24 protein-coding genes, 1 riboswitch and 1 other annotated feature are annotated in these 25,639 nt (G+C 49.1%); of the genes, 19 read left to right on the top strand and 5 right to left on the bottom strand.

Annotated elements, in window-relative coordinates; all coding sequences use genetic code 11:
- Positions 1–40: 40 nt before the first annotated feature.
- Positions 41–2,296 (bottom strand): ribonucleoside-diphosphate reductase subunit alpha, encoded by a 2,256-nt coding sequence (locus tag KNO71_RS02275; protein WP_396212205.1) that lies wholly within the window; start codon positions 2,294–2,296, stop codon positions 41–43.
- Between the two features lie 532 nt (positions 2,297–2,828).
- Between KNO71_RS02275 and KNO71_RS02270 the strand changes: the two genes are divergently transcribed.
- The 12 genes from KNO71_RS02270 (at position 2,829) to KNO71_RS02215 (ending at position 12,796) form a co-directional block, all read left to right on the top strand.
- The gene (locus tag KNO71_RS02270; protein ID WP_214687058.1) at positions 2,829–3,059 is read left to right on the top strand and encodes a DUF1871 family protein; all 231 of its coding nucleotides are present in this window, start codon (positions 2,829–2,831) and stop codon (positions 3,057–3,059) included.
- 13 nt (positions 3,060–3,072) lie between these two features.
- Positions 3,073–3,321, top strand: coding sequence for a NifU N-terminal domain-containing protein (locus KNO71_RS02265; RefSeq protein WP_214687056.1), 249 nt, complete (start codon positions 3,073–3,075; stop codon positions 3,319–3,321).
- Entirely contained in the window at positions 3,318–4,118 is an 801-nt protein-coding gene (locus KNO71_RS02260) for a glycosyltransferase family 2 protein (protein WP_214687054.1), read from the top strand. The genes KNO71_RS02265 and KNO71_RS02260 overlap by 4 nt, the downstream gene beginning before the upstream one ends.
- Positions 4,119–4,120: 2 nt before the next feature.
- A complete protein-coding gene (locus KNO71_RS02255; RefSeq protein WP_214687052.1) occupies positions 4,121–4,615 on the top strand; it encodes an Lrp/AsnC family transcriptional regulator in 495 nt (164 codons plus the stop codon).
- The gene (locus tag KNO71_RS02250) at positions 4,612–5,796 is read left to right on the top strand and encodes an aminotransferase (protein WP_074036420.1); all 1,185 of its coding nucleotides are present in this window, start codon (positions 4,612–4,614) and stop codon (positions 5,794–5,796) included. Before KNO71_RS02255 ends, KNO71_RS02250 begins: the two co-directional genes overlap by 4 nt.
- Positions 5,797–5,854: 58 nt before the next feature.
- On the top strand, positions 5,855–7,099 hold the full coding sequence (locus tag KNO71_RS02245) for a lysine N(6)-hydroxylase/L-ornithine N(5)-oxygenase family protein (RefSeq protein ID WP_214687050.1): 1,245 nt from the start codon (positions 5,855–5,857) through the stop codon (positions 7,097–7,099).
- Positions 7,100–7,296: 197 nt separating this feature from the next.
- Positions 7,297–7,689: a S1 domain-containing post-transcriptional regulator GSP13 gene (gene yugI, locus KNO71_RS02240; protein ID WP_074033496.1), complete on the top strand. Its 393-nt coding sequence runs from the start codon at positions 7,297–7,299 to the stop codon at positions 7,687–7,689.
- A gap of 99 nt (positions 7,690–7,788) precedes the next feature.
- A complete protein-coding gene (locus tag KNO71_RS02235) occupies positions 7,789–8,781 on the top strand; it encodes a Gfo/Idh/MocA family protein (RefSeq protein WP_078147231.1) in 993 nt (330 codons plus the stop codon).
- A 74-nt stretch (positions 8,782–8,855) separates the two neighbouring features.
- Entirely contained in the window at positions 8,856–10,019 is a 1,164-nt protein-coding gene (locus tag KNO71_RS02230; protein ID WP_214687048.1) for an iron-containing alcohol dehydrogenase, read from the top strand.
- 106 nt (positions 10,020–10,125) lie between these two features.
- Entirely contained in the window at positions 10,126–11,478 is a 1,353-nt protein-coding gene (locus KNO71_RS02225; RefSeq protein ID WP_012726796.1) for a glucose-6-phosphate isomerase, read from the top strand.
- Between the two features lie 99 nt (positions 11,479–11,577).
- A complete protein-coding gene (gene ytkD, locus KNO71_RS02220) occupies positions 11,578–12,051 on the top strand; it encodes an RNA deprotection pyrophosphohydrolase (RefSeq protein WP_012726795.1) in 474 nt (157 codons plus the stop codon).
- On the top strand, positions 12,032–12,796 hold the full coding sequence (locus tag KNO71_RS02215; protein WP_031423073.1) for an alpha/beta hydrolase family protein: 765 nt from the start codon (positions 12,032–12,034) through the stop codon (positions 12,794–12,796). Before ytkD ends, KNO71_RS02215 begins: the two co-directional genes overlap by 20 nt.
- Positions 12,797–12,811: 15 nt before the next feature.
- On the opposite strand, the gene pckA is transcribed toward KNO71_RS02215, so the two are convergent.
- On the bottom strand, positions 12,812–14,383 hold the full coding sequence (gene pckA / locus KNO71_RS02210) for a phosphoenolpyruvate carboxykinase (ATP) (RefSeq protein WP_078147228.1): 1,572 nt from the start codon (positions 14,381–14,383) through the stop codon (positions 12,812–12,814).
- 322 nt (positions 14,384–14,705) lie between these two features.
- Positions 14,706–14,825, top strand: a riboswitch (SAM riboswitch).
- Between the two features lie 132 nt (positions 14,826–14,957).
- Here pckA and metK point away from each other — a divergent pair.
- The gene (gene metK / locus KNO71_RS02205; protein WP_012726792.1) at positions 14,958–16,166 is read left to right on the top strand and encodes a methionine adenosyltransferase; all 1,209 of its coding nucleotides are present in this window, start codon (positions 14,958–14,960) and stop codon (positions 16,164–16,166) included.
- 39 nt (positions 16,167–16,205) lie between these two features.
- Here metK and KNO71_RS02200 read toward each other — a convergent pair whose 3' ends face one another.
- Positions 16,206–16,727 (bottom strand): hypothetical protein, encoded by a 522-nt coding sequence (locus tag KNO71_RS02200; RefSeq protein WP_012726791.1) that lies wholly within the window; start codon positions 16,725–16,727, stop codon positions 16,206–16,208.
- A 165-nt stretch (positions 16,728–16,892) separates the two neighbouring features.
- Here KNO71_RS02200 and KNO71_RS02195 point away from each other — a divergent pair, with 165 nt between their 5' ends.
- Both KNO71_RS02195 and KNO71_RS02190 read left to right on the top strand, forming a co-directional pair.
- The gene (locus KNO71_RS02195) at positions 16,893–17,363 is read left to right on the top strand and encodes a GNAT family N-acetyltransferase (protein ID WP_012726790.1); all 471 of its coding nucleotides are present in this window, start codon (positions 16,893–16,895) and stop codon (positions 17,361–17,363) included.
- An 88-nt stretch (positions 17,364–17,451) separates the two neighbouring features.
- Positions 17,452–18,165: an alpha/beta hydrolase gene (locus KNO71_RS02190; protein ID WP_012726789.1), complete on the top strand. Its 714-nt coding sequence runs from the start codon at positions 17,452–17,454 to the stop codon at positions 18,163–18,165.
- Between the two features lie 31 nt (positions 18,166–18,196).
- On the opposite strand, the gene mnmM is transcribed toward KNO71_RS02190, so the two are convergent.
- The gene (gene mnmM, locus KNO71_RS02185; protein WP_078147227.1) at positions 18,197–18,769 is read right to left on the bottom strand and encodes a tRNA 5-(aminomethyl)-2-thiouridylate-methyltransferase MnmM; all 573 of its coding nucleotides are present in this window, start codon (positions 18,767–18,769) and stop codon (positions 18,197–18,199) included.
- Positions 18,723–19,697, bottom strand: a complete 975-nt coding sequence (mnmL, locus tag KNO71_RS02180; RefSeq protein WP_214687046.1) for a tRNA modification radical SAM protein MnmL/YtqA — start codon at positions 19,695–19,697, stop codon at positions 18,723–18,725. Before mnmL ends, mnmM begins: the two co-directional genes overlap by 47 nt.
- Before the next feature lie 178 nt (positions 19,698–19,875).
- Here mnmL and KNO71_RS02175 point away from each other — a divergent pair, with 178 nt between their 5' ends.
- The 4 genes from KNO71_RS02175 (at position 19,876) to KNO71_RS02160 (ending at position 25,541) form a co-directional block, all read left to right on the top strand.
- Complete coding sequence (locus KNO71_RS02175) at positions 19,876–21,066, top strand: MDR family MFS transporter (protein WP_240499836.1); 1,191 nt, start codon at positions 19,876–19,878, stop codon at positions 21,064–21,066.
- Positions 21,067–21,105: 39 nt separating this feature from the next.
- Positions 21,106–21,321: a binding site (T-box leader), on the top strand.
- 39 nt (positions 21,322–21,360) lie between these two features.
- Positions 21,361–23,766 carry a leucine--tRNA ligase gene (gene leuS / locus KNO71_RS02170; protein ID WP_078147224.1) on the top strand — a complete coding sequence of 802 codons (2,406 nt, stop codon included), beginning with the start codon at positions 21,361–21,363 and terminating at the stop codon, positions 23,764–23,766.
- Positions 23,767–23,883: 117 nt separating this feature from the next.
- The gene (locus KNO71_RS02165; protein WP_251031923.1) at positions 23,884–25,011 is read left to right on the top strand and encodes a hypothetical protein; all 1,128 of its coding nucleotides are present in this window, start codon (positions 23,884–23,886) and stop codon (positions 25,009–25,011) included.
- Positions 25,012–25,028: 17 nt separating this feature from the next.
- Positions 25,029–25,541: a pyrophosphohydrolase domain-containing protein gene (locus KNO71_RS02160; protein ID WP_147536597.1), complete on the top strand. Its 513-nt coding sequence runs from the start codon at positions 25,029–25,031 to the stop codon at positions 25,539–25,541.
- The last annotated feature ends 98 nt before the right edge of the window (positions 25,542–25,639 follow it).

The following is a 25,639-nucleotide window of genomic DNA, read 5'->3' as shown; positions in this document are numbered from 1 at the left end:
CACCTTTCTATAAAATGTACATAATGATTATGACGACGGTTTACGAAGCGCACGACTCACATTCGTCGACTTCGACGGTCGTCGAACGAGTGTAGTAAATCGACTTCATGCCAAGAGACCATGCCTCGAGGTGCATCGCAAGAAGCTCTGTCGCTTTTACATCGTTCTTCACGTATAAGTTGAAGCTGATTGCTTGGTCGATGTGGCGCTGGCGAGCCGCGTTTTGACGGATGCTCCATAATTGATCAATTTCAAATGCTGATTTATAGAACCAGTTCGTGTCCGGCGTCAAGTCGGGAACCGTGACTGGAATCTTATAGTTTTTCTTCTCTTCTGAGTAGACCTTTTTGTAGACCGGGTCAATCGATGCGGTACTACCAGCGATAATCGCCGTCGATGAGTTTGGTGCAACGGCCATCATATAGGCGTTACGGACGCCGTTTTGATGTACTTCTGCTGCGAGACCGTCCCAATCGAGGTCGTCGTGTGAACGATAGTTCCGGCGCTTGAAGTATTCGCCTGTATGCCATTCTGAACCTTCGAAGACGCCGAATGCTCCTTTTTCTTTGGCGAGTTCCATCGATGCTTGGATTGTGAGATACGCGATTTTTTCATAGAGTTTCTCTGCATATTGAACGGCATCGACCGATTCCCAACGGATTCCTTCTAGTGCGAGCAAGTGATGCCAACCGAACGTTCCTAGACCGACTGCACGATACTTCTGGTTCGTGATCATCGCCTGTGGAACTTCGATCGTATTCAAATCGATGACGTTATCGAGCATACGCATTTGAATCGGGATGAGTCGTTCGAGCACATCGGCTTTCACGGCACGAGCAAGTGCGATTGAACTCAAATTACAGACGACGAAATCACCAGGAGTCTTTGTGATGACGATTTTTCCGTCTTGTGTGTATTCTTCTTCGATTGTCGTTGCCGACATGTTTTGCGCAATTTCAGAACAGAGGTTTGAACTGTAGATCATCCCGGCATGTTTGTTTGGGTTTGCGCGGTTCACTGCGTCTCGGAAGAACATATATGGTGTACCTGTTTCAAGTTGTGAGCGCATGTAACGTTTTACAAGGTCGATGGCTGGAACTGTCACACGAGATAATTCTGGCGTGTTGACACATTCCATATATTTCTCTGTGAAGCTTCCACCTTTCTCTGATTCGTCAAAATAGTCTTCAAGGCTATATCCCATCACGGTACGAATCTCGTGTGGATCGAACAAGTGCCAGTCGCCGCGTGCCTCGACCGTACGCATGAAGAGGTCCGGTAAGCAAACGCCTGTGAACAAGTCGTGTGTACGGAGGCGCTCATCCCCGTTGTTCAATTTCGCGTCGAGGAATTCGAAGATGTCCTTATGCCAAATGTCTAAATAGACGGCAATTGAGCCTTGACGCATACCGAGTTGGTCGACAGAGACGGCTGTGTTGTTCAATTGCTTCATCCAAGGAAGGGCACCACTTGAGACGCCTTTGAATCCTTTGATGTCACTACCACGTGAACGGATTTTCCCGAGGTAGACACCGATTCCACCGCCACCTTTTGAGAGCGTCGCCACATCGGTGTTCGAATCATAAATGCCACGGAGGGAGTCATCAACTGTATCAATGAAACAAGAGCTGAGCTGTCCATATGATTTACCGGCGTTTGACAACGTTGGTGTCGCGACCGTCATATAAAGGTTTGATAAAGCCCAATAAGCTTCTTCGACGAGCTTCAATCGAGTCGTCTCATCTTCTTTTTGCATGAGCGTCATCGCGATGACCATGAAGCGCTCCTGTGGAAGCTCATAAAGGTTCTTCACATGATCGCGCCCAAGATAGCGGTCCGACAACGTGCGGAGTCCGATATATGTGAAGAGACGGTCACGGGATGGATCGATCAATGTTTCGAGATGGTCCATGTCTTCTTTTGAATACGTATCGAGAAGAGCTGACGTGAAAATTCGTTTTGATGTTAACGTCTCGACCAGTTGATAGAAGTTACCATAACGCATAGATGCTTCGTAACCGCGGTTGCGTGCCGCTTCAAGATAGAGGCGGTTCAAGTACATTTCCGTTGCCACGAACGTCCAGTCCGGTTCTTCGGCTTTCAACATATCGAGGGCATGCATCGTCAATAAGTCATATACTACATCTTGTGTTAGCGTTTTTGTCTCGAGCGCCCGAATCGCCCGTTCTTCATAGCGCTCTACGCTTAAGTGAGGATACCGTGTCTGGATAGATTGAATAAGAGAAGAGACGTCAGAAAGCGTTGGAGCCGCTGGTAGCATCGTCTCGTGGTGGATAGGGGATGTCAAAATAGATCACTCCTTTAGATGGTGTAGACGTTATAAAAGGATAATAAGAACTTCCTTACCTGTCACAATATCATGTTAACGATCAAAATACCCGTTAACTATATATTGACACTTTTTTATCTTTTTAATCATAAAACACCTATATTTAGTTTTTCAATCCTTGACATTCTGGAATGTGCCCGTCACCTTTTTGCTTTTGTTCCAAAAGGGCTTCATGACCCAATTTGAGACAGAGAACTGAGATGAAAAAATTTTATGGATTGTCTTTGCTTGTTTTTTCACAAATTGATGAATTCGATTTCATCACTCTTGATGAAACATTTCATCCATTTGTTTAAGGTGGAATGGATTGTATTTGACGTTACTTATCAAAATACCTGCATATTTATTTCATACTAGATATAGTGTTCTGATGAATCAAGAAATATGAATCCATTTGTCAAGGCTGGTATCCAAGTAAAAAGTAAGGTAGATTGGTGAAGTAGGACATGGAATTTCAGCGAAAAGAAGGGTTTAACAAGTGCGTATAGAAGACTTATTATTAACATGGGACCCACTCGGTTATGGGGCAGGTTCATACGGACCGGAGTTTGATGAAGTCATGATGGCATTGACCTATGTCGATTCTCCCGAACAATTGACCGAAGTGATTCGCCGAACGCTTCTTGAAGCATTCGATGCGTGTCCACCAGAAACAGAGATTTTCGAGATGGCGCAGCGACTCCTCGCATCGTCATCTTGCCAACTATAAGGAGGAACCAATAATGTTACGAATTGATCCAACACCGAATCCGAATGCGATGAAAGTGACACTTCCAGAGAACGTGTTTGGCGCCAAGAGTCAAAGTGTGAAGGCGGGCGAAGCGACAGCTCAACCGCTTCTCGCCAAGTTAGTTGAAATCGAAGGCGTGGAGAGTGTCTTTGCTTATGGTGACTTTGTGACCGTATCAAAGGAGAACGGTGTGAGCTGGGAAGCAATTCTTCCACTCGTTGAGACGGCATATCGCGGATGAAACCGATTGTCTCGATTGTCATTCCGGCTTATAAACGCGAGACGGAACTGACGGAACTGCTTGAAAGTCTAACGGTCCAAACGTTTCAGCAGTTTGAGGTCTTGGTCATGAATAATGAAGGGCCGCCAAAACAACACCTTTTGGCGCCTTTTTTGAATCAATTGGATGCACGTGTCATCGAAGTGGGTGAAAACCATCATGTTCGTGCCCGTAATCGTGGTGTTCTCGAAGCGAGAGGCGATGTCATCTTGTTACTAGACGATGACGATTTGCTCATGCCGACACATCTAGAGGCAGGGCTACGCGACCTTCAACAGGCTGACCTCGTCTATTCGGACGCTGAGCTGTTCCGCTTCGAATGGAGAGGAGGCCGTCGAGTCGTGACGGACTGGGAACCGTTCGCTTACGCGTTCGATCGAGAGCGGATGCGTCAGGACTCGACGTTTATCCCTTCGGGTACGATGTATCGCAAATCGATTCATGACACGATCGGCCTATTCGACGAAGACGTCTATAACTACTGGGATTGGGATTTCTTGTTAAGGGTAATGGATGCATTCACCGTGTCACACCCGGCGCGTGCGACGGTACTGTACGCGTTCAACGGGACCGACAACCTATCAGCAATACAGGATGAAACGAGACGTCGTTATTTTGATCGTTTTTGTCAAAAGCACGGTCTGACAGACATGGAGATGAAGAATTTCCATATCGTTCAAGAGGAACGACGTGCATTCGTGAGACAGACAGAGAGAACGTTCACAGGCGTGCTACCTGGTCGAACGGAAGGAGAATAAGTATGTATTCATCAAAAGAACTTGAGTTGTTAGAATTGTTAGAAGAAAAAGGGTATCTCGAGACGAAGATGTTGGCTGATTTGTTGGCACTCGATGAGGAGACGATTGAATCGATGCTTGAGAAATTCAAGCAAGACGGGATTCTCCTCGGATTTCGTGCCATGGTCAATTGGCAGAAAATCAATCGTCACGATGTCACTGCCTTCATTGACGTTAAAGTAACGCCGAAACGAGGACGCGGATTTGACGACGTGGCCGAGCGTATTTATCGCTTCCCAGAAGTGACGGCGCTTTATTTGATGTCGGGAGCGTATGACCTTCAAGTCGTCATTCGGGCGAACTCGCTTCAAGACGTCGCCTCATTTGTCTCAGACAAGCTATCGCCGCTTGATTCGGTCTTGTCGACGACAACCCACTTCAAATTGAAGACGTATAAACATGACGGGATCTTGTTCACCCCACAAATTGAAGATAAGCGGTTGAACATCACGCCATGAAGTCTTTATCGAATCAAGTCGTCTCGATGAAGCCATCAGGCATTCGCCGTTTCTTTGACTTAGCACAGACGATGGATAACGTGGTCTCTCTCGGGGTGGGAGAACCGGATTTCATCACACCATGGAACGTGCGAGAAGCGAGCTATGCCGCACTCGAAGAAGGCTATACAGCGTATAGCGCCAACGCCGGTCTCATCGAGTTGCGCGAAGAAATCGCTACTTATATGAAAGAACGCTTTTTAGTCGAATACGATCCGACGTCTGAATTGATTGTCACGACTGGGGCATCGCAGGCGCTCGACATCGCATTCCGTGCCCTTCTCAATCCAGGGGACGAGGTCATCGTGGTCGAACCGGCATTCGTTTCATATGGTCCACTCATCGAGTTGGCAGGTGGGACCGTCGTCCCTGTCGCATGTCGTCCGGAAAAAGGGTTTCGACTCGATCGGGAAGACGTTGAGCAAGCCATCACAGAACGGACGAAAGCGATCTTGCTTTGCTTCCCGTCCAATCCGACGGGCGCCACGATGAATGGCGATGAACTCGCACAAATCGCAGAGCTCGCGACAAAGTATGACCTTTGGGTCGTCAGCGATGAGATTTATGCGGAACTCTGTTACGACGAACCATTTGTCAGCTTTGCGACGCTTCACGACATGCGAGACCGGACGATTGTCGTCAACGGTTTCTCGAAGGCGTTCGCGATGACTGGATGGCGCCTTGGCTTCACATGCGCACCGGAAATCGTCACGCGAGAGATGTTAAAGGTCCATCAATACGGCATGATGTGTGCACCGACGCTCGTTCAATTCGGTGGACTCGAGGCACTTCGGACCCGTGATCAGCACGTGCCGAGCATGGTGAAAAGTTATCGTCAACGTCGAAACTATTTCATACAAGCGCTGAACGAAGCAGGGCTTCCGACGCACGTGCCAGGCGGAGCATTCTATGCCTTCCCTTCGATTCGACATACTGGATTGACGAGTGAAGAATTTGCAGAACGTCTTCTCGTCGAAGAACGTGTCGCCGTTGTTCCTGGAAACGCCTTTGGTGAGAGCGGGGAAGGGTTCGTCCGAGCGAGTTATGCGACTTCGCTCGAACAACTACAAGAAGCGATTCTCCGGATTCAACGTTTCATGAAACAATTCGAAGTCACAGTAGCCAAGGACTCTCATTCGTGAGAGTTCTTTGGCGTTTTAGCGATATAACGAAAGGGAAAAGACGGGCGAGGTGAAGAGGATGAAACAATTTGACTTTGTTGCAATCGGGTGTGGTCCGTATAATCTTGGTCTCATGGCCCTTGCGGAGAAGACTGAACTGCATGGGGTTTGCTTTGAGCAACGTGCGGAGATGATGTGGCATGAAGGCATGTTGATTGAAGGGATGACGATGCAGACGCATTATTTACAAGATCTCGTCACATTGGCGGACCCGACCCATCCATCGAGTTTTCTGAACTATTTGAGTGATACGGGTCGACTCCAAACATTTATCACGCAAGAACAAGATAAGATTCCTCGAACGGAATACAACCGTTATTTGCGGTGGGTTGTTAACCAACTGTCGACGATTCGTTTCGGTCATTATGTATCTGACGTCCGAGCGGAAGAAGAGGGCTTCCTCGTGACCGTCGAATCGGACGGGCAATCGACACAAGTTCATACAAGACATCTCGTCCTAGGGACAGGGGCGGCGCCATTCGTGCCGGACGGGTTTGAACAAGTCATTCATACGAGCGATTATTTGACCTACCGGGACGTCCTCAAAGACCGATATCGTGTCGCGGTCGTCGGGAGTGGACAGAGTGCGGCGGAAGTCTTTCTGGACTTGTTGCGTGAAGCGACGGATGAACAACGCGTCGACTGGATCACACGCTCCGAACAATTTGAGTCACTCGAAGCAGGCAAGCTTGGGGATGAAATTTTTAGTGTGGATTATGTCGATTATTTTCATAAACTACCGTACGACGCTCGGCAAGAGCTACTCGGGTCATTCGAGCGTTTCCGTCATGGTGTCAATCCTGAGACGATGACCTCGATCTATGAGACGTTGTATCATCGGACGGCAGAAGCGAAAGCGACGAAGGCTGATATGATGACACAGGTCGAAGTGGAATCGATTTCTTATGATTGGTTAACACATCGTTTGAAAGGAACCCAACGGTATACGGGAGAAGTGATTGAAAGAGAGTACGATCTCGTTGTCGTGGCGACGGGGTATCGCCCGGTGATCCCATCTTGGATCAATCAGCTCCCGGTTGTATGGGAAGTAGAGGGAGAATGGGCAGTCCGTGACACGTATGAGGTGATCATGAGCGAGTCGCTAGGCGGAAAGTTGTTTACGCACACGAATATAGAGCATTCACATGGTCCGGCTGCGACGAATCTCGGGATGGCAGTCTATCGAAATGCGGTCATTTTGAACGACATGGCTGGGGAAACGGTCTATCCGATTCGTCATCAGAAGCCGTTTACGACATTTTGAACAAAAAAAGGGCTAGGCGAGTCGCCTAGCGGAATCAGGGGGGAATACTTGAAGTCTTGCTTGATTTGTATTTACCCCGCACTTCGACTTTAAAACATACCAACACGTCAAAAATAATCTTTTTTACTAAATTCTACACTTTATCGAAAAAAGTATGTTATAGTAAGTTGATGAATTTAGCATAGGAGTTGTTTGTAATGGCAAAATACGAAAAAGATCAAGTATTAACAGGTAAAGTAACAGGAATCCAACCTTTCGGTGCTTTCGTAGCACTCGACGATGAGACTCAAGGTCTTGTACACATTTCAGAAATCTCACACGACTACGTAAAAGACGTAAACGATTACGTTCAAGTTGGTCAAGAAGTTGAAGTGAAAATCCTTGAAGTGGACGAAGCTTCTAAAAAAATCAAGCTTTCAATGAAAGCGACTCAAGAAGCTCCAAAACGCGAGAAGTCTGCGAAGCCAGCTCGTCGTGCGCCACGCCGCAACGAAGCATCTTCAAACTTCAAGCAAGAAGAAGCTCCAGGATTCACAGTCCTCAAAGACAAACTTGAAGACTGGATCAAAAACACAAACTTCAAGAAGTAAGTGTCCCAAGGTGGCCCGTTCTAAACGGGTCACCTTTTTTATTTTACAGGAATCGGCGAATTGAATGACGAAACTGTAAAGCGAATAGGAGGGGATGGCATGAAGATTGGCATCATCGGAACGGGAGGAATTGCGACGAGTGCCCATATCCCGAATTATGTCAAAGCAGGGATGGATGTGATAGCGGTCATGAACCGGACACGGGCAAACGGGGAACGTGTCGCCCGGCAGTTCGGCATCCCGAACCTTTATGAGACGGTCGAAGAGATGCTTTCACGCGAAAATCTCGATGCGGTCAGTATCTGTACACCAAACGCCTTACATAAAGAGCAAGTGCTGCTTGCGCTTGAAGCAGGATGTCACGTTCTCTGTGAGAAACCACCCGGTATCTCGGAGAATGAGGCAATTGAGATGTTAGAAGCGGCAAAACGAGCCGGAAAAACATTGCATTACGGATTCCATTACCGACATCGTGCAGATACGGTTCTGTTGAAGCGAATGATTGACGCGGGAGAACTTGGAGATATCTATGCAGCGACGGCGCTCGCGCTTCGGCGACGTGGCATTCCGGGATGGGGAGTCTTCACGAATAAAGAACTGCAAGGCGGGGGCGCCCTGCTCGACATCGGTGTGCATATGTTAGACCTAGCGCTTCATTTGATGGGATACCCGAAACCGAGAGAGGTCGTTGGGCACGTCGGTCAATATTTAGGGAATCGACCGGGTGTCGGTTTGTTAGGGGAATGGGACGCGAGTTCGCTCTCGGTCGAGGATACGGCGAGGGCGATGATCACGTTTGAAAATGGGGCATCCTTATTGCTCGACGTCAGCTATATGGCCAATATCGAAGAGAAAGATACGATGCGTGTGGAATGTCGCGGCACGAACGCCGGAGCCAGTCTGTTCCCGCTCACGCTCCACACGGAGAAATATGGGGCATTGTTTGACGAGCGACCAGCTTATTTGACTGAACACGACCCGTATGAGCGGCAAATCCGACTCTTCCTTGAGGCCTGTGGAGAAGAGCCGAACTATCGTCAAGCGGAGGAAGCGGTCATCTTGCATCGGATCATCGATCGCATCTACGCATAAGCACGATACTTTTCATTCCGTAAAAACAGGGTATATAGTGTAGGTGTTACATATTTCTATGAGGAGGATGACTTATGCACAACTTTGAATACAAAAACCCGACAAAACTAATTTTTGGGACACATCAGATCGAAAAATTAGCAGGAGAACTCGAAGCGCTCGACGCGAAGAAAGTGATGCTTGTCTATGGTGGCGGAAGCATCAAAAAGAACGGGACGTACGATGAAGTCGTGGCCGAGCTTGAAAAAGCAGGCATCTCATACGTAGACTTCTCAGGTGTTGAACCGAACCCACGCATCGAGACGGTACGTCGTGCGGTGAAATTTGCGCGTGAAGAGGACGTTGACGCCTTGCTAGCTGTCGGTGGCGGTTCCGTCATCGACTGCACAAAACTGATTTCAGCAGCGATTCCATATGACGGGGACGCGTGGGACATCGTACTTCGTGAACATATCCCGACAGAGGCGGTACCATTCGGGACAGTCCTTACACTCGCTGCGACAGGGTCGGAGATGAACTCGGGATCGGTCATCACGAACTGGGAGACTCAAGAGAAGTTCGGTTGGGGTCACCCACTTGTATTCCCGACATTCTCGATCCTCGATCCACGTTACACCGTGTCGGTTCCAAAAGACCAGACAATTTATGGCATCGTCGACATGATGAGCCACTGTTTCGAGCAATACTTCCACCCGAACCATGCGCCGGTACAAGAACGCATGACAGAAGGTGTGTTGAAAGCGGTCGTCGAATCGGCACCCAAACTCGTCAACGATTTAGAAAACGTAGACCTCCGTGCCATCATCTTATTCTCAGGTACGATGGCATTGAATGGTGTACTTCAAATGGGTGCAGCCGGTGACTGGGCATCGCACAACATCGAACACGCCGTATCTGCTGTCCATGACATCCCGCATGCTGGGGGCCTCGCGATCCTCTTCCCACGTTGGATGGAACATGTGTTGGATGAAGACAATGCGGCTCGCTTTGCTCGACTCGGTACGGAAGTGTTCGATGTGGAGCCTGGCGAGAACGATTTGGAAACAGGGAAACGTACGATCCAAGCTGTACGTGCATTCTTCGACCAACTCGGTGCACCGAACTCGCTTCGTGACTATGAGATCGATGAGTCGACATTCGATGCGATTCTCGATTCTGCGATGAAACGTGGCGCATTCGGTCGTTTCCGTACACTCGAACGGGAAGATGTCGCGCATATTCTCGAACTCAGTAAATAAGGCGATTTCTTGCCTATTTTGCAATAATGATTGAACGAATCTAGCGTTTCCGTTTATGATGGGTCATGTATGGCTCTTTTACGAGCGATTTAAAGGAGGAAATGACATGTCAACTGTACGTTTCGATTATTCAAACGCGCTCTCATTCGTAGGGAAGCATGAAATCGACCAAATGCAAGAAACGGTAAAAACCCTTCACTCGGTGATTCACGAGCGGAGCGGTGCCGGAAGTGATTTTCTTGGGTGGGTCGACCTTCCGACCGAATACGATCAAGATGAGTTCGCACGAATCAAAGCTGCGGCGGAACGAATTCGCGAGAATTCAGACGTTCTCGTCGTCGTCGGAATCGGAGGATCTTACCTCGGTGCCCGTGCAGCGATCGAAATGCTTCAACATTCGTTCTTCAACGTATTGTCAAAAGAAGAGCGCAAGGCGCCGCAAGTATTCTATGCGGGTCACAACATCTCTTCAACGTATATGAGAGAATTGCTTCAAGTGCTTGAAGGGAAAGAGGTCTCAATCAACGTCATCTCGAAATCAGGAACGACGACAGAACCTGCCATCGCATTCCGTGTCCTCAAGCAGTTCATGGAAGACAAGTACGGTCAAGATGGAGCGCGTGAGCGGATCTATGCGACGACAGACCGTGCCCGTGGCGCCCTCAAGACGCTCGCGGACGCAGAAGGATACGAGACGTTCGTTATTCCAGATGACGTCGGTGGACGCTTCTCTGTCCTCACACCGGTCGGACTTCTCCCGATTGCTGCTGCAGGAATCGATATCGATGCCTTGATGGAAGGGGCGCGTGATGCACAAAACGCTTACAGCTCACCAGAATTGGCTGAGAACGAAGCGTATCAGTATGCGGTCGTACGTAACGCCCTTTACGCGAAAGGCAAATCGATTGAGATGCTCGTCAACTACGAGCCAGCCCTTCACTACGTGTCTGAGTGGTGGAAACAGCTTTACGGAGAATCTGAAGGAAAAGACAACAAAGGAATCTTTCCTGCGGCTGTCGACTTCTCGACAGATCTTCACTCGATGGGTCAATACATTCAAGAAGGTCGTCGTGACTTGTTCGAGACAGTCATCCGTGTGAAAGAAGTCCGTCACACAATGAACGTCCCAGAAGACGCACAAGACTTGGATGGTTTGAACTTCCTCGCAGGGGAAACGATTCAGTTCGTGAACGACAAGGCGACAGAAGGGACGCTCCTCGCGCATACAGATGGCGACGTACCGAACCTCGTCGTCGAATTGCCAGAGATGACACCGTACCACCTCGGTTACTTGTTCTACTTCTTCGAGAAAGCATGTGCGATGAGCGGATACATCCTCGGGGTGAACCCGTTCAACCAGCCAGGCGTCGAAGCATACAAAGCGAACATGTTCGCACTACTCGGTAAACCAGGGTATGAAGAACAAAAAGCAGAACTCGAAAAACGCTTGAATCAATAAGAAAACGAATCGGTCCGCGCGTCGGACCGATTTTTTTGTTTGAAACTGGGTGCAGACAAGGTAAAGTGAGAGTAGACAGGGGAAAGAAAGGGATGGACTATGAAGACATTCAAGGATTACTATCATAATCAAGTCGAGTTAAGCTTCACCCATTATCCGTTCTCAGACACGCCGCTCCACGTCTGGGTCGTCGCCCGTTACAAGGACAAATGGGTATTGACGAAGCATAAACAACGCGGGCTCGAGTTCCCAGGTGGGAAAGTCGAACCGGGCGAACATGAGGATGCCGCGGCCATCCGGGAAGTATATGAAGAGACTGGAGGCGTCGTCAAGACATTACGATACATGGGGCAGTATCGTGTGCTCGGCCGCGGCGACACCGTCATCAAAAACATTTATTTTGCGGAAATCGAACGATTCGAAGATCATCCCGCAGTCGACGAGACGGATGGGGCCGTCTTGATCGATGTCTTGCCGGACAACCTACTACGGAATCCACGTTACAGCTTTATGATGAAGGACCGTGTCTTACCAGAAACGATGAGGGTGCTCCATGAGCAACAACTGGTTTGATCGAATCGACGTGTTGCCACCATACGCCGGTTACCGGGTGACGCGTGGATGGTACACGACGAATGATGGGGAAGAGGTCGTCGCCTATTCGATTGAACCGAAACGGTCGAATGGACAGGTGTTGATGTACTTACGAGGGGGAACGGCACGAATCGGGGACGTTCGGTTACCGCGCCTCATGCAGTTTGCGGCACGCGGTTTTCATGTGGTGGCCCCGGTTTATCGAGGTAATCACGGGGGCACGGGAAAAGAAGACTTCGGTGGAGAGGATTTGGAGGACGTGCTCTCACTCTATGATCGCGTCCAAACGAGTGGACGACCGATTCATGCGCTCGGTTTTTCACGCGGCGGGATGATGGCACTCTCTCTCGCATCTGAACGACCGGTCACTACCGTCACCTCATGGGCCGGTGTGACCAATCTAGAGTGGACATATGAAGAGCAACGCTCGATGCGGAAGATGTTACGTCGCATGACGGGGGGAGACCCCGAATCGGCAGAAACAGCATATACAGAACGTTCTCCGCTTTATAAGGAATGGGATGCACCAACGCTGATCATCCATGGTACGGATGACGAGCAGGTCCGTTTGCGCCATGCGACGGCAGTCGCCGAGAAATTAGGGGAGCAGGCAGAGTTTTGGGTGCTCCCGTTCGGACACCAACTCCCATTTTGGGATAAATGGGAGACGACCGAACAAGCGATGGAATGGATGTTACGACAAGCAAAAGCACCGACTCGATGAGTCGGTGCTTTCGTATTAGATGACCAGTGGGCCGGCTGCGATGACCGATTCACTCGCTTTCGTGAACCGTGTGAAGTTCTCTTTGAATTTCATTGCGAGTGCTTTCGCCTCGACGTCGTAGCGAGCTGGGTCGCTCCACGTGTCACGTGGATTGAGCACGTCACTCGGTACGCCTTCGATGGCTACTGGAATCTCGACGTTGAAAATGTCATGTTTCATTGTCTCGACGTCACGAAGTTGACCGTTGACTGCGGCGTTGACCATCGCACGCGTGTACGCGAGTTTCATACGCGAACCTTCACCGTATGCACCGCCAGTCCAACCTGTGTTGACGAGGTAGACATCCACGTCGTGTTGCTCGATCAATTTACCGAGCATATCCGCGTAACGCTCTGGAGCGAGCGGAAGGAACGGTGAACCGAAGCAAGTCGAGAAGGTCGCCTGTGGTTCTGTGACACCGCGCTCCGTACCAGCAAGTTTTGACGTATAACCCGACAAGAAGTGGTACATCGCCTGTTCTTTCGTCAGTTTGCTGATCGGAGGTAAGACGCCATAGGCATCTGCCGTCAAGAAGACAATCGTATTCGGATGACCGGCGCGTGATGGGAGCATCGCATTGTCGATGAACTCGATTGGATATGCCGCACGCGTGTTTTCCGTCAAGGAAATATTCTTATAGTCCGGTGTACGATCTTCATTCAACACGACGTTTTCAATCAATGAACCGAAGCGAATCGCATCATAGATTTGCGGTTCGTTCTCACGAGACAAGTTGATCGTCTTCGCGTAACAACCGCCTTCGATGTTGAAGACCCCGTCCGGTGACCATCCGTGTTCGTCGTCTCCAATCAAATGACGCTCAGGGTCAGCCGAGAGCGTTGTCTTCCCAGTGCCCGACAATCCGAAGAAGAGTGCCGTTTCATTCGCATCATTGACATTTGCCGAACAGTGCATCGATAACACGTTCTGCTCGGGTAGCAAGAAGTTCATGACGGAGAAGATCGATTTTTTAATTTCGCCACCGTATTCTGTTCCCCCGATCAGAATCGTGCGCTTGGCGAATGAGACGAGAATGAACGTCTCAGAGTTCGTACCATCGACGGCAGGGTCTGCTTTATAGCTCGGTGCATAAATGACCGTGAACGGGTCGAACGCACCTTTCGTCGGCCATTCGCGTAAGAACAATTGTTTAGCGAACAGACTGTGCCACGCATACTCCGTGATGGCACGGACCGGCAACGTATAGTGTTCATCTGCACCAGCAGATGCTTCTAGATAATACAGCTTATCCTTCTTTTCTAAATGGTCGAGTACTTTGTCGAGAAGTGCTGAAAACTTCTCTTCTGCGATCGGTTGGTTCACTTTACCCCAATCGACGAGGTTGTTGCTGACTTCATCTTGTACGACGAATTTGTCTTTCGGTGACCGTCCAGTAAAAGCACCGGTGCTGACAGATAATGCCCCGTCTTTTGTCAGTACACCTTCACCATTTTGAATGGCTTCTTCCACCAGCTCTGGAACCGTCAAGTTCCGTAACATGTCGGCACCATTAATTAATTCTTCGATTTTCAGGAGCGTTGTCGCCATCCTGAATCCCACCTTTCCCCTAAATAGATGTGGATGAAATCCGCATACTTCCGCGATTACGATTAATCAGTATGACATTTTTAATTATATGTGACACACTAATTAAACACAAGCGTTTCTTCTCTCTAAGTAAGCGCTTTCTTACAAAGTCATTTTATCACATTCTCTTATCACAAGGTGTTAAAAAACAGAAACGAAATAAAAAAATGTTTGACGATTCACAAACAGAAATGTTTTGCAAGTCAGTGAAAACTTTTACGAATTCGTCTGATTCCCTTGACATAATCGAGTGTCATTTATATGATGGTTTTCGTAACGGATACTCTTATTCTGAGCGGTGGAGGGAACAAGGCCCTACGAAGCCCAGCAACCGTCCGACATGAAGTCTTGTGCGGAAAAGGTGCTATCCTGAAGCGAAGCCATTAGCTTCGAACGATAAGAGGGTAAGGAAGAACGATTCAACCTTTCCCAATGTATGTCATCGGGGGAGGTTTTTTTCATTACCGTCCCAAAGCAACGCGTAAGGGGAACGAGTACCGTCCACATAATACCCTTATTATAGGAGGTTTTTTGAATGTCAAAATTGAACCGTCGACTTTTTACTTCAGAGTCGGTTACTGAAGGACATCCAGACAAAATTTGTGATCAGATTTCTGACTCCATCTTGGATGCCATTTTAGCGGAAGACCCGAATGCCCGTGTTGCGGCAGAAACGTCTGTCACAACAGGTCTTGTACTCGTAGCTGGTGAAATCACAACGTCAACTTACGTGGATATCCCGAAAGTTGTCCGTGAAACAATCCGCGAAATCGGATACACGCGTGCAAAATATGGCTTCGATGCTGAAACGTGTGCGGTCTTGACGTCGATTGATGAGCAATCGGTAGATATCGCGCAAGGTGTTGACCAAGCCCTTGAAGCACGTGAAGGTCAGATGACTGAAGAGGAACTCGATGCAATCGGTGCAGGAGACCAAGGTCTCATGTTCGGATATGCGACAAACGAGACACCTGAACTCATGCCACTCCCAATCTCGTTGGCACACAAGTTGTCACGTCGTCTTGCTGAAGTACGTAAGAACGGTACGCTCGAGTACCTTCGTCCGGACGGGAAGACGCAAGTAACGGTTGAGTATGATGAGGACAACAACCCAGTTCGCATCGATACGATCGTTATTTCGACGCAACACGCGGAAGAGATCACACTTGAGCAAATTCAAGAAGACTTGAAAAAACATGTCATCGAGGCAGTCATTCCGGCTGAACTTATCGATGCTGAAACAAAATACTTCATCAACCCGACTGGTCGCTTCGTAATCGGTGGACCACAAGGAGATGCAGGTTTGACAGGACGTAAGATCATCGTTGATACGTACGGTGGATACGCTCGTCACGGTGGCGGCGCATTCTCTGGTAAAGATCCTACAAAAGTTGACCGTTCAGCGGCATACGCAGCTCGCTATGTAGCGAAAAACATCGTTGCAGCAGGACTTGCGGATAAAGCGGAAGTTCAACTTGCGTACGCAATCGGTGTTGCACACCCAGTATCGATCGCTGTCGATACGTTCGGCACAGGTAAATTGAGCGAAACGGAACTCGTTGAACTCGTTCGTGAGAACTTTGACCTCCGTCCGGCGGGCATCATCAAGATGCTCGACCTTCGTCGCCCAATCTACAAACAAACGGCAGCATACGGTCACTTCGGTCGTACAGACATCGAACTCCCATGGGAGCAAACAGATAAAGCAGCTATTCTTGAAGAAGGCGCGAAACGTTTCGCGTAATCATCAAAAACGACCTTTCCGCGGAAAGGTCGTTTTTTTTTACGTTGTCGGAGGTGTCTGTTTATTTGAATCGGATGAAGAATCAGTTGTCGTCGTATCTTGTCCAAGCGCCGTATCCTTCGCTTCGACGACTTTCTCCCCGATGTCCTGTAAGTCTGACTTGGCCTCTTGAGCCGTCTCGACGATTTTAGTGACGTCCTCTTTCACGGTATCGACTTCCCCGACGACTTTTTCGTATACGTTTTGGACGTCTGTGGAGACTTCTTGAATCTTTGTCGAGGCTGACTTCACTTGCTCAATGACTTGAGACGCCTTGCCGGCAGGATCTTGTTTCACTTCGTTGACGAGGCCCCCGACCGACGATTTCGCATTCGAGAGGGATTGCTTTGTCTGCTCCCGGTTCGAGGAGCTAAGTAAGGCGAGTAGACCACCGACGAGTGCACCGAGCAACATCCCGGTCACGACACTGATCTTTGGACTTCCCCCGTCCAATTGATCAAATTGACGGTTCGGGTTGGCTGTCTGTTCTACTTTCGGATCATGTTCTTGTCTAGGTTCCATGCGGTTCCACTCCTTCGTTTGATTGGCATTGCTTGTGTTATACCCTAGAGAAATGGCGACGTAACGTTTTCTGATGAATCGTCATGAAAAAGAAATGAAGGAGCAGGATAAAAACATTGGGATAGGGAATGATACAAATAGATTGGCCAAAAGGGGGAAGCTGTCATGAACATGAGGGAAGCAGTGCCAGAAGATGCGACGCTGATTCGGAACATTGCGCTGGCGACCATATCACAGGATGATTCCAATCGAACGAGAGCGATGGAACGCGCATATCGGCAAGAAGAGATTGTACGAGCAATCAGTTCAAGTGAAGAAGCACGAGAACAGTATTTTATCGTTGGCGAATATGAAGAAGAGGTCATCGGATTTTGTCATGCCATCGATCGCGGTGACATGTGGGAGATGCTCCGCCTCTATCTGCACCCCGATTATCATCGAAACGGCTACGGCGCAGCCTTTCTGGCCCACCTTCAATCGAAAAAAGAACAACCGATGGAAGTGTACGTCGAAAGCTCGAATGATCAAGCGATTGCCTTCCTCTTACATCAATCTTTCAAAGAAGTGAATCGTATCCAGGAAGAAGTATATGATCGTCCGATGGAACTCATTCATTTACGATATGACCCGAGCTAAGCCTCCAGACGGATTTTATTCAAACATCAGTTGCGGCTGATGTTTTTTTGATACAATGAATGTAGTCTATAAACGAGGTGACGGCAGTATGGCAAATGAAGAAGCACGAAAAGGAGTCATCGTCATCGTGTATCCGTTACAATTCACGTCACGGATCAGCGAGAACTTTATTCGACGGCTCGAGGACGAGTACGAAGTCATCGTCGTCCGCGATCAATCGATTGGATTGACGGCAGGTGACCATAAGCAACTGATCAAGCGAGCGTTGCGCGAGGCAGGGGAATATAAATTACCGATTCATGTCGTGGCATTCAGCCTTGGCGCACTCTTAACGAATCGCCTTTTGCAGGAGTACGATGTGCCACTCGGGAGTCTCACATACATCTCCCCATTGTTTGATTGGCATGCCACTCGTCAAATCGGTGGATTGAAACAAGTCGTCGCAAGTGCTGTCGACCGTTTTCGCCCTGACTTGCCACTCGGGATGATGACATTCACCGGTGGGGGAGACGAGTCATCCCGATTCGGAGAAATCACGTATGCGCAATATCGAGAAATCGAAGAGGAAATCGTCGAGCATCAGGAAGAGAAGAAGCATCTGCCACGCCTTCCGCTCGCCTGTTTCTATGCACCAGACGACCAGTTCGCGGACGTGAAGTTGACGTTGAATGTTTGTCGGAAAATCGGTGGGGACCAAGTGTATATCCGGCGATTGGAAGGATTCCCACACTTTGGTTACGAACGATTGAACACGAAATTCGCGGAAACCCTCATGACATTTTATGAATTGATTCAAGAATGACAGAAGGCGACTCTAATGAGCCGCCTTTTTATTATGCACGTTTTTCAATCGCCACGATGAATGGGGGATGATTGACTTGGTTGATAAATCCATAACGCAGGACGCCTGCCTGTTTTTGATCGAGGGACTCTACATAATGGAGCACCTCGTCTCGTTCGACTTTACCACTTTCATGTCCGTGGTAAATCACGATGACGATAACGCCACCGACGGCCATGACGTCTAATAGTTGGGATAATGCGGCAATCGTCGTATTTCCGTGTGTCGTGATGGATTTGTCGCTTCCCGGTAAATACCCTAAGTTGAAGACGGCCGCGGTGATCGGCCGCGCTTCCTTTTCAACGACCGCTTGGACCGTATCATGACTATCATGAATCACGGTCACCCGGTTACTGACACCCGATTTTTCAACCCGCGCCTTTGTGGCTGCTACAGCTTCTGATTGAATATCAAAGGCATAGACATGTCCTGTCTCGCCTACGGCATTCGCTAGAAACAACGTATCGTGTCCGTTCCCGGCCGTCATATCGATGGCGACCTGACCTTCCTCGATATGGTCATGTAGTAATTGTTTTGCAAAAGGTAGTACTCTCATTAATCCCATAGATCTCATCCTTCTTTTTTCCTTGGTAAGAATCTCGGCGCTCCAATTCCGCACGAATCTTGTTAAGCACCTGCATCTTGTGACGGCTCCATAACGGACCAATCAAGAGGTCGGGTGGACCGTCTCCTGTCAAACGATGGACGATCACCTCGGGAGGAATCCGTTCGAGTTGATCGCAGACGAGGGAGACGTATGTGTCTTCCTCCATCAAGTCAAGCAGTCCTTTCTCATATTGACGGGCGAGCGGTGTGTGTTTCAAGACGTGAAGTAAATGGATCTTGATTCCTTGTATGTCCATTTTAGCAACTTCTCGTGCCGTGTCGAGCATCATCTCTGGTGTCTCACCTGGGAGGCCATTGATGATATGAACGCAGACACGAATGTTGTGACGGCGAAGTTTCGCAAGACCGGTCAAAAACGATTGATAGTCGTGCCCGCGATTGATCTTTTTAGCGGTGGTGTCGTGTACGGTCTGAAGACCAAGCTCTACCCAAAGGGAAGTCCGTTCATTCAACTCTGCTAAATAGGCGACGACGTCGTCCGGCAAGCAGTCAGGACGTGTCGCAATAGAGAGACCGACGACCCCATCCTCATTTAGTGCCGGTTCATACAATTCACGTAACCGCTCGACTGGTGCATACGTATTACTAAACGCTTGGAAATAAGCAATATAATTGGCATTTTTCCACTTCCGGTGGAGACGAGCCTTCACTTCTGCAAATTGAATGGGAATCGGATCGCAAGCATTTCCCGCGAAATCACCACTGCCATCGTCCGAACAGAACGTGCATCCACCTTTTGAGACACGTCCGTCACGGTTCGGACATGTGAAGCCGCCATCGAGTGGCACTTTAAACACCTTGCCCCCGTACTCTCGTCGATACGCCTCATTAAGTGTATGGTAACGATTTTGACCAAATGGATTCATGTTCATCTCTCCTTCCTTGCTCATCCTATCACAAACGAAAAATAACAAAACTTCATAATAAGTAATTTTTCTTGACACTTCCTTGGCGTTCGTTTAGGTTTGATAAGGAAATCTTGTCGATTCGGCCTTTTTGTGCCGATTTTTTTGATGTGAAAGAAGAATGAAAGGAGGACTTGGTGTGAACAATAAAATGCCAATTTCGGTATGGATTTTAGTCATTGCGATGGCGCTCAATACAACGGCGGCGTCTTTTTTATGGCCGTTTAACACACTGTATATTCATGATTTTTTAGGTGAGTCGATGACGCTTGCCGGGGTGGCGCTTCTTGTGAACTCGGCGCTCGCGATTGTCGGGAACTACATCGGAGGGACGCTATTCGATCGAATCGGTGGGAAGACGACGCTGATGATCTCTGTCGGTCTCTTGCTCGCGAGCTCGCTTGGATTTTTACTGTTTCATGCCACGTTCTTCGGCTATCTCGTATGGCTCGGGTTGATCGGTCTTTCCGGCGGACTCGTCTTTCCGACCGTATATGCGTTTGCAGGTCTCATTTGGCCTGAAGGGGGACGTCGTTCGTTCAATGCGATTTATGTCGCACAAAACGTGGGGGTCGCCCTCGGAACGGCAATGAGTGGTCAAATCGCTCGACTTAACATCGAGTGGATTTTTTATGCGAACTTCTTCTTGTCAGTTTTATTTGTCGTGGTGCTCTTGTTTGGATTGCGTTATTTGAAAAACCCGGCACGTCCTGTCGTTCAGTCGCAACTCGAAGCGGCCGCCACGACACTCTCGAGTGCGACGATGAAGTCGATGTGGTATGTCGCCGTCGGTTATGCGGTACTTTGGTTCGTGTACGTGCAATGGCAAGGGACGATTGCCGTTCACTCGAAAGACCTCGGTGTCACAATCAGTCAATACTCACTCCTTTGGACAGTGAACGGGGCGATGATCGTCTTCGCACAACCGTTGCTCAACCGCGTCTTACGACAGTTTGAGGACGACTTAAAACGTCAACTGATCATCGGGGCATCCATTTTCCTCGGCGCGTTCTTGATTGTCCCATTCGCTGGTGGGTTCGGGATGTTCATGGTCGCGATGGTCGTCATGACCATCGGGGAGATGTTTGTCTGGCCGGCGGTTCCGACGATTGCGGCGAAACTCGCCCCTCCTGGGAAAGCTGGACAATACCAAGGGCTCGTCAATATCGCAGCATCCGTCGGTCGGATGATTGGACCGACGTTGTCTGGTTTTGTCTATGACATGTTCGGCATTACAGCAGTCTTCGGCATGCTTCTACTACTTGCTACGTTAGCCTTAACGCTATTTGTCATCATGAAAGACATTCGTGTCACAGAAAAATCAAGTTGACGTTGAATTTCAGAATGGGCTAAAATAGACTACGATGAATAGCAAGCGTTGAAGAGGACTAGTAGCGAACGTTCCGTTTCAAAGAGAGTCGATGGATGGTGTGAATCGATAAGCGGATGTTGTGAACTCGCCTTGGAGCTGTTTTCCTGAAACGAGTAGGGAAGACCGGGGTTACGCCTCGTTACCGGCGTCTCAAGTGGCAGCAATGCAACATGGGTGGTACCGCGGAGAGCTTTCAAGCCTTTCGTCCCATTTTCGGGGACGGAAGGCTTTTTATTATGCAGAGGAGGAAGAATGTTGAGTTATTTTAAACATCAAGAAATCGAGCCTAAGTGGCAAAAGCGTTGGGAAGAGAAAGAAGCATTTAAAACGACAGAAGACCCGGAGAAGGATTGTTTCTACGTCCTTGATATGTTCCCGTACCCATCCGGTGCTGGTCTTCACGTCGGTCACCCGGAAGGTTACACGGCGACGGATATCATCGCTCGTATGAAACGGATGCAAGGATATAACGTCCTTCACCCGATTGGCTGGGATGCGTTCGGTCTTCCTGCCGAGCAATATGCACTCGACACAGGGAACGACCCGCGTGAATTCACAGCGCGCAACATCGAGACGTTCCGCCGTCAGTTGAAAGAACTCGGATTCTCATACGATTGGGACCGTGAAATTAGCACGACGGACCCGAAATACTATAAATGGACGCAGTGGATCTTCACGCAACTCTTCGAACGTGGCCTCGCATACGTCGATGAAGTTGCGGTCAACTGGTGCCCGGCTCTCGGTACGGTCCTTGCGAACGAGGAAGTCATCGATGGCTTGTCAGAGCGTGGGAACCACCCTGTCTACCGTGTCCCGATGAAGCAGTGGGTGCTTCGTATCACGGAATACGCAGAGCGTTTGCTTGAAGACTTGGAAGGTCTAGATTGGCCTGAGAGCGTGAAAGAGATGCAACGCAACTGGATCGGCAAATCGGTCGGTGCCGAGGTCGACTTTAAGGTCGACGGTCATGATAAGATCGTCACAGTATTCACAACACGTCCAGATACGCTTCACGGGGCGACATACGTGACACTCGCACCAGAGCATCCGTTCACTAAAGTGATCACGACGCCTGAACAATCGACGGCAGTCGAAGCATACATTGAGGAAGTCTCGAAGAAGACGGACCTCGAGCGTACAGACCTTGCCAAAGAGAAGACAGGTGTCTTCACGGGCGCTTATGCGATCAACCCGGTGAACGGCGAGAAACTTCCGATTTGGACAGCGGACTACGTTCTCTCGACATACGGAACAGGTGCGGTCATGGCCGTTCCTGCACACGATGAGCGCGATTATGAGTTTGCGAAAACGTTCGACCTCCCGATCCGTGAAGTCGTCAAAGGTGGAAACGTGGAAGAGGCGGCTTACGTCGAAGACGGTGAGCACGTCAACTCTGGTAGCTTGAACGGACTTAATAAAGCCGATGCCATCAAGACGATCATTGAAGAGCTCGAAGCTAGTGGCACAGGGCGTGCGAAGACGACATACCGTCTTCGTGACTGGTTGTTCAGCCGTCAACGTTACTGGGGCGAGCCGATTCCGGTCGTCCATATGGAAGACGGAACGATGAAGACGGTACCGGTCGAAGAACTTCCGCTCGAACTTCCGATCATCGATGAAATCAAACCATCTGGTACAGGTGAGTCGCCACTTGCGAACGCAGAAGAGTGGTTGACGTATACAGATCCGGTCACAGGGGAAAAAGGTCGTCGCGAGACGAACACGATGCCACAATGGGCAGGTAGCTGCTGGTACTACATCCGTTACATCGATCCAGATAACGAAGAGATGATTGCGGATCCTGAGAAACTCAAGCGTTGGCTTCCAGTCGACTTGTATATCGGGGGTACGGAGCATGCCGTTCTTCACTTGCTCTACGCACGTTTCTGGCATAAAGTACTCTTTGATATCGGTGTCGTCCCGACGAGCGAACCGTTCCAAAAACTCTACAACCAAGGAATGATCCTCGGTGAGAACAACGAGAAGATGTCGAAATCTCGTGGGAACGTTGTCAACCCGGATGATATCGTGAAGTCGCACGGAGCCGATACACTCCGTCTTTACGAAATGTTCATGGGACCACTTGATGCGGCCATCGCATGGTCGACGAATGGTCTTGACGGGGCACGTCGCTTCCTCGACCGCGTCTGGCGTTTGTTCGATCAGACGAACTTCGCAGACGTGGCGCCGACTGCCGACTTTGAACGCACGTATCATCAGACGGTGAAAAAAGTCACGGAGGATTATGAAGCCCTTCGCTTCAACACGGCAATCTCGCAGTTGATGGTCTTCGTCAATGAAGCGAACAAACAAGAGACGTTGCCGAAATCGCAAATGGTCGACTTCATCAAGATGCTGTCACCAGTCGCGCCGCACTTGTCTGAAGAGTTGTGGGAGAAGATGGGTATGACGGAAGAGTTAACGTATGCGGCTTGGCCGACATACGATGAGTCAAAACTTGTGAGCGACACGATTGAAGTTGTCATCCAGGTGAACGGGAAACTCCGTGCGAAAATGCACGTCTCTCGTGACGCATCAAAAGAAGCACTTGAAGCGGAAGCACTCGGGAACGAGCGTGTCCAAGAGTTCACAGAAGGCAAGACGGTTCGTAAAGTCATTGTCGTTCCTGGAAAACTCGTCAATATTGTAGTGGGGTAACAAAAAGAATGTGTGACATTGTCGCACATTCTTTTCTTTTTGGTGAGGTCATTTTCTTTTATGGACGGTTTTGATACACTAAAGGGCGATACTGAAGTAGAAGGGGACGACATGTCCATGAAACGTTCTTATGTGCTATACACGACACTATGTGCCGTCGTGGTCGGTGTGATCCTTTGTTATGTTTTTGTCTTTTCAGATGAAGAGATTCAACGACAGGTCGCCTCGACATTTGAAAAAATTGATATTCAAACGAGTCATCAAACGGCATCCCTTCCACCCGTGGAAGCGGCGCAGGATGATGAAGATATCGATACGACCGATGCCCTCGAACAAATCAGTCAAATCGATGAAGTGTACTACAGTGACACGATCGGGGCATATTTGGTCTTAACCGAACAAGCTGAATTTTTTGAGGTGAGTGGAAACGGAACGCGCGTCAATTCGGTGCTTCAACTTGAGAATTCAGGGAAACAGCGCCTCGATGATTTTATCGGAATGCGCATGGTCGAAGAAGATCTTGTGTATGCGGTCTCAGCGAACGGTACGCTCATTACAATCGAGCGAGAAGAAGGACGCTGGGTCGAGAGACCACGTAAACAAATCAAAGGACTCGTGTCGGAAGACCGAATCTTTGGTCTTGGTTATGACCGGGAATCGAAGCGTCTGTTCATGATGAATCGCTTGGCGGATACACCGGACCTTGAGCTCCTTTATATCGAAGAACGGGAGATCGAACCGGAGACTCCAGCCGATGACAAATCATCAGAAGCGTCAACTGATGCTGACACGGCTACTCCAAAAACAGAAGAATCATCGGAAGACACAACGACAGAGAACGTCTCGACGAATGACGACGCCTCGAGCGAATCGGCTGTATCTGAAGACGCGCCTGAAAATGAGTCGAACGAACAACAAGCGGAAGAAGAAAATCAAGAGCCCGAAACCGAATGGATGCTTGATTCACGCCAAGCGTTGTCTGCTGACGGGATGAGCGCCTCGATCCAACAGAAGTTTGAGCGATTCGAAGGAGTCGGCCTTGTCGAGAGACAAGGACGCATCTACGTGCTCGACTCAGAAGAGCTCGTCCTCTACACAGTCAATCCGGAAGAAGAGACCATCAACGGTCAGATGGTGACGCCTCGCGTATATGACTCGACCGGTATGTTTTTACAAGACAATGAAATCTTTGCAATCGTCCACCCGGAAGTATTCGATTTGGATGCATTCGTGTCTGTGGACTAACAATGGGGGAAGAACAGATGAGCAAACGTTACTTTTTTGAAGAAGTGAAACAATTTCATGAAACTTTTGGACATCCAGGAGCAAAATCGCCGCAACCGTTGACGCTTGATCGTGCGACAAAACGCTCGGTTTGGACGGCAGAGGAAGCGGTCGTCGAGTTTTTGCATCAATCCTCGCAATCGGAAGAAGAGTTTTTACAAGCCATCGAGCAATTCCAAGTAGGATTCCAGAAAGCGGTCCAAAAATCGTTGCAAGACGCACCGCCATCGGATGATGTGGAACGTCTCGTCGGACAAGGGGATGCGTTAACGGACGCGTTATATTTTGTGATGGGCAGTTTCGTTGAACTCGGACTCGATCCCGTTCCGTTGTTTGAAATCGTCCAGCGTGCCAATATGGCGAAACTTGGACCGGACGGGAAGCCGATTTTACGCGAATCGGACAATAAAGTCATGAAACCTGAAGGATGGATGCCACCGGAGCCGGAGCTCGAAAAAGAAGTGCGTCGTCAAATCGCAGGGAAAGAATAATCACAAACGGCTTGAGTCCTCACTACAAAGGGTTCAAGCCGTTTTTTTGTTGTGATGGTCGTGACGACATGATGGTATTAGATGGTATCAGAAAGGTC

The sequence above is a fragment of the Exiguobacterium sp. s163 genome (assembly GCF_018617135.1).
Taxonomy (GTDB): Bacteria; Bacillota; Bacilli; order Exiguobacteriales; family Exiguobacteriaceae; genus Exiguobacterium; species Exiguobacterium profundum.
The sequence above is the reverse complement of the archived record's forward strand: the minus strand, read 5'-3'. Positions and strand labels throughout refer to the sequence as shown.